The sequence below is a fragment of the Streptomyces sp. NPDC006368 genome (assembly GCF_040612535.1).
In the GTDB taxonomy this organism is placed as follows: domain Bacteria; phylum Actinomycetota; class Actinomycetes; order Streptomycetales; family Streptomycetaceae; genus Streptomyces.
In genome coordinates, this window is the sequence record NZ_JBEXQK010000095.1 from 1 (window position 1) to 4170 (window position 4170).

4 protein-coding genes and 3 pseudogenes are annotated in these 4170 nt (G+C 69.2%); 3 read left to right on the forward strand and 4 right to left on the reverse strand.

The genetic code is table 11. From position 1 onward, the window contains the following. The 3 genes and pseudogenes from ABZZ38_RS30270 to ABZZ38_RS30280 all read right to left on the reverse strand — a co-directional run. Positions 1 to 94: pseudogene (locus tag ABZZ38_RS30270) on the reverse strand (ABC transporter ATP-binding protein); the annotation flags it as partial. A gap of 133 nt (positions 95 to 227) precedes the next feature. Beyond that, positions 228 to 533, reverse strand: a pseudogene (locus ABZZ38_RS30275) (replication-relaxation family protein); the annotation flags it as partial. Positions 534 to 956: 423 nt separating this feature from the next. After that, positions 957 to 1424, reverse strand: a complete 468-nt coding sequence (locus ABZZ38_RS30280; RefSeq protein ID WP_356745723.1) for a hypothetical protein — start codon at positions 1422 to 1424, stop codon at positions 957 to 959. Between the two features lie 261 nt (positions 1425 to 1685). Between ABZZ38_RS30280 and ABZZ38_RS30285 the strand changes: the two genes are divergently transcribed. Both ABZZ38_RS30285 and ABZZ38_RS30290 read left to right on the forward strand, forming a co-directional pair. Further along, on the forward strand, positions 1686 to 1940 hold the full coding sequence (locus tag ABZZ38_RS30285) for a hypothetical protein (RefSeq protein WP_356745725.1): 255 nt from the start codon (positions 1686 to 1688) through the stop codon (positions 1938 to 1940). 362 nt (positions 1941 to 2302) lie between these two features. Beyond that, positions 2303 to 3062, forward strand: a pseudogene (locus ABZZ38_RS30290) (transposase); the annotation flags it as partial. A 10-nt stretch (positions 3063 to 3072) separates the two neighbouring features. Here ABZZ38_RS30290 and ABZZ38_RS30295 read toward each other — a convergent pair. Continuing rightward, a complete protein-coding gene (locus tag ABZZ38_RS30295) occupies positions 3073 to 3585 on the reverse strand; it encodes a DinB family protein (protein ID WP_356745727.1) in 513 nt (170 codons plus the stop codon). 92 nt (positions 3586 to 3677) lie between these two features. Between ABZZ38_RS30295 and ABZZ38_RS30300 the strand changes: the two genes are divergently transcribed. After that, positions 3678 to 3983 carry a zinc-binding dehydrogenase gene (locus ABZZ38_RS30300; RefSeq protein ID WP_356745729.1) on the forward strand — a complete coding sequence of 102 codons (306 nt, stop codon included), beginning with the start codon at positions 3678 to 3680 and terminating at the stop codon, positions 3981 to 3983. Positions 3984 to 4170 lie beyond the last annotated feature (187 nt).

Here is a 4170-nt window from a genome sequence, read left to right on the forward strand (position 1 = left end):
CGGGTACGGCGGGGGCCTGCTGGTGCAGCAGGGCGACCCGGCGGGCGGCGGCGCGGCGCGACAGCCGCCCCAGGTCGTCGCCGTCGAGCACGACCACCTCCGTTGCGAGGCGGGCCTGGGACATGGTGCCGTTGTCGAGTTCGAAGAGGCGCACCTCGCTGGTCTTGGTCGGCCATGCGAGGGACGGCGTCGGTGTTGAAGCTGAGGCCGGTCTGCTTGATGGCGTGGTTGACCTCCGCCTGCCAGTCGGTCAGGTGCTTGCGGCCGCCGTAGGCGAGGATCATGTCCGTCACCGCGACACCGTGCGGACCGAACCCGGCTCGAACGGCCTTCGCTCCGGTGCCGGCCTTCGGTCGGGGAGGCAGCTCGTTGCCGTCGGCCAGAGCCTTCTGCCCCGCCGGGGTCAAGTTCCAGATCGGGTGCCGTCCGGCCCTGCCGTTCGTCTCCGCCAACCCGAGCTCCGCCAGCTTGTTCATCGCCCTGCGCACGTACGACCGGCCGTCGGCATCCTCCGCCGTGATCACTTGAGCCATCTGCCGGACCGTGGCTATCCGCACGCCCCCAGCATCCGCAGCGCATCGGCCCGCACCTTCCCGGCCGTGGGAGTGGACCTCTTCCCCTTCGCCGACGTCTCAGGGGAAGGGAGAGAGGTGTCAGCGTGCCAGGAGGACCCCTGGCGGACGGTGTGAGCTGCGGTGATCGGGACGACGCCCAAATCGTTCACGGCACCGTTCACGGCACTGGATTCCGGGCCGCCCGAAGGCCGTTCAGGACCCCTTGGCCAGGGCGGGCGGGGCTCCGGGCCGGGCTGGCGGGCGCTGCTGGTGTACGTCATGACAAGGCTCCTCACACAGGTGGCGCGGGGGTCCGGACGGAAGGACCCCGTCACTTGCTAGAGGTGCGGCGAAAGACAACGGTGTGACACTCCACTGAGCGCCGTTACCGACCCGTGATCGTCAGGCGGATGCGGCGCAGAGCTCAGAGACGATCGTGAACGAGGTCATCACCATCGGCACCGCCATGGCCGGCGGCATCGCCGCGTGCGTCGTCTGGCCGTGCGCCATGCGGTTACGGATCTGCCGACCGTAGTTGAGGTACTCCGCCTGCCGGGCCGTCAGAATCCCTGCGGCGGCGCCCTGCTCGATGAGCTTCTGCAGCGGCTTCTTGCCGGCGCCCGGGATCCGAGCGCGCAGCACGATCTCCACCGCGATCAGGGAGTGCATGACCGCCACGGTGGAGAACTCGTAGCAGTAGTACGACTGGCGCAGCAGCTCGCGGGCCGTACGCAGCACGGTCACCACGGCCTCGGGCACGCCGGTGGGCACGACCAGGTCCTCAACGAGGCCGTGCATGTCGGCGTAGCTGGCGACGAAGTGGTGCGCGCGTTTGTCCGGGACCGGGAACGGCAGTCGCTGCGTGGTCATCCCCGCAGTCTCCCAGCGGCACGCCCCAGGCGGCAGCGGCTTTTCCCCGAGCCGTCGCGCAGCGTCGCGGGACGGAGATTTCTCCCTGCTGGAATGGGGTGGAATGTCGCAGGTAGCGGACCTGGACAAGGGCAACGCAGGCGCCGGCCAGGCGAGTCCGCTCACCGGTCGGTGCGCGGACTCTATCCACAGGCATCCGCTCTGAAGATCGCTTATGAGGCCGCCGCGATCGGCGCGGCGTCCCGTATGTGAGGAGCCATCATGCCCACCACCACCATGCCGCTCGTCCCGAGGACCCCGGACGCGGCCATCAGCGCGTTCAGCTACCTCCGGGCCGTCCAGGCCGACGACGTCGAAGCCGCCCGCGAGTTCGCCAGCGGCGAGCCGCGGATGCCCGAGCTGCTCGTCGACGTCGTCGAACGGATCGTCGTCCCGTCACGGCACTGCCCAGCCCGGAGGCGGGCGAGCCGTGCGCGGACACCTTCGCCCTGGAGGCCCTCGGGCGCGTCTTCGTGACCTCGCTGCGGATCTGGGCGCAGGCCGGGCCGGACACGGCGGAGGGCATCGCCCGCGCCGTCATCGACTTCGCGCAGCAGTTCCTCACCGAGGACCACGAGGACGTCGCCGAGACCCTGCGCCAACTGGAGGCCGTCGGCGTGACCAGGCCCTTGATGCGCACCCCGCACCGACCGGCGCGCACCCAGTGCGCCTCACTGTCGTGTAGTGCGCGCGCCGGACTGTCCATCGCGGTGCGCGCCATCGGTGCCGGCGCACCACACAGGCGCACGCCACGGGCGGCGGGCTCCTATATCACGCACCCCCTTGACCGCAGTTTGATCGGCGGCCGGAAGGCGCTGTGGCAAGGAGAAACGGGCCGGGTAGCAGAGGTGGACAAGGGGGCGCACGTCCGGGTAGCGCATCCTGCTCCGCGAGGAGGACGTCTCCTTTCAACGCCTGAAGACCTGGAAGACCTCCCGCGACCCCGACTACGCGGCCAAGAAGGCCCGCGTCGAGCACCTCTACGCAATCGCCGACGGCGAGGTCATACCCGAGGAGGGCGAGCCCGAAATCATCTTCTGCATGGACGAGTTCGGGCCGCTCAACCTGATCCCCCACCCCGGGCGGCAGTGGGCCGACCGCGGCGGCAGGCACAAGGACTCTGACCGTGACCCACGCCGACGGCGCAGGGCGACCTACCACCGATACGGCGGAGTACGGCACCTGTTCGCCGCCCTGGACCTGGCCAAGGACAAGCTCTACGGCCACATCAAGCCGGTCAAGAAGCGCACTCAATTCCTGGAGTTCTGCCGCTACCTGCGCACGCTCTACCCAACGGAGGTGCGGATCGCCATCATCTGTGACAATTTCTCCCCGCACCTGACCACGAAGAAGTGCCAGCGGGTCGGCACCTGGGCGGCGGCGAACAACGTCGAATTCGCCTACACCCCGACGAACTCCTCCTGGTGGAACCGGATCGAGGCCCAGTTCACGGCCCTGCGCTACTTCACGCTCGACGGCACGGACCATGCTGACCACAAGGAACAGGGCAGCATGATCCGCCGCTACGTCATCTGGCGGAACCGCCACGCCGACGACCGGCGCCTACGCGCCGTCGTCGACCGGGCCAACACTGCCTGATCCGGAAGCGCTATACGCCGGTGGTGCCGTCGATGCGTTCCCGGAGCAGGTCGGCGTGGCCGTTGTGGCGGGCGTACTCCTCGATCATGTGGACGTAGATCCAGCGGAGGCTGACGTCCTGCTCCATGAAGCGGCCGGTGTCGGTCAGAGCGCGGTCGGCGCAGTGCTTGCGGGCGCGGGCGATCTCCGCGTGCCAGGTGGCCAGAGCGTCGCGCAGGGTGGCGCCCTCGGCCAGCTCGAAGCCCCCGTCGGGGCCATCGGGGTCAGCCTGCGGGTCGTAGATGGGTGGGGCCTGTTCTCCGGCGAACACTCGGCGGAACCAGTTCCGCTCCACCTCCGCCATGTGCTGGACGAGGCCGGTCAGTGTGAAGGCGGACGGCGGCACGGATGCGACGGCGGCCTTCTCATCGTCCAGGCCCTCGCACTTCATGGCGAGGGTGGTGCGATGAAAGTCGAGCCAGCTTTCGAGCGTGGTGCGCTCGTCGGCGTTCAGGGGCGGCATAGGGCGTTCGATGATGGCCATCGGTCGATTATCGCAGCGGCCGAATCCGTCGACAGGCAGGACCTCACAGCGGGGCGAACGTTGCCTGATGTGGCACTAGCTAGCATCCGGGCATGAGACGAGACCAACCACCGAGACCGCTTGCCGTCGGAGACGTCGTCGCGGTGCACTCCGAAGCGCTCGGCGCCTGGACCGCCTCGCAGGTCACCAGCATCAACGTCGTGGCAAAGTGCGCTGCGGTTCTCGAACTGGACTGGTGCGGGCCCGAGCCTGCGACCGTGGCGATCGCCGACCTCGCTGCCCGCGGCGACCTGGACCTGCCCATCGCCCGCCGCTTCACGCTGGCGGATCTTGCCGAAGCGCACCGGCTGTTGGAAACCGGCAGCCAGCGCGGCAAGCTCGTCCTCACCCTGGCCTGACCCGCTACCAGCACCGCGGCCCCCGGCCTCTCCGGAACGGTGCATCGGGGCTGCGCCTGCCCCGCCGCACCCTCACACACTCACCCGACTGGCACGACGCGTACGCGCCCATGGAGGAGTCTCATGTTCGCCAAGCACGTCCAGGGCCGGATATCCGGTCAGGCCCACTCGGCGGTGCCGGAAGGCA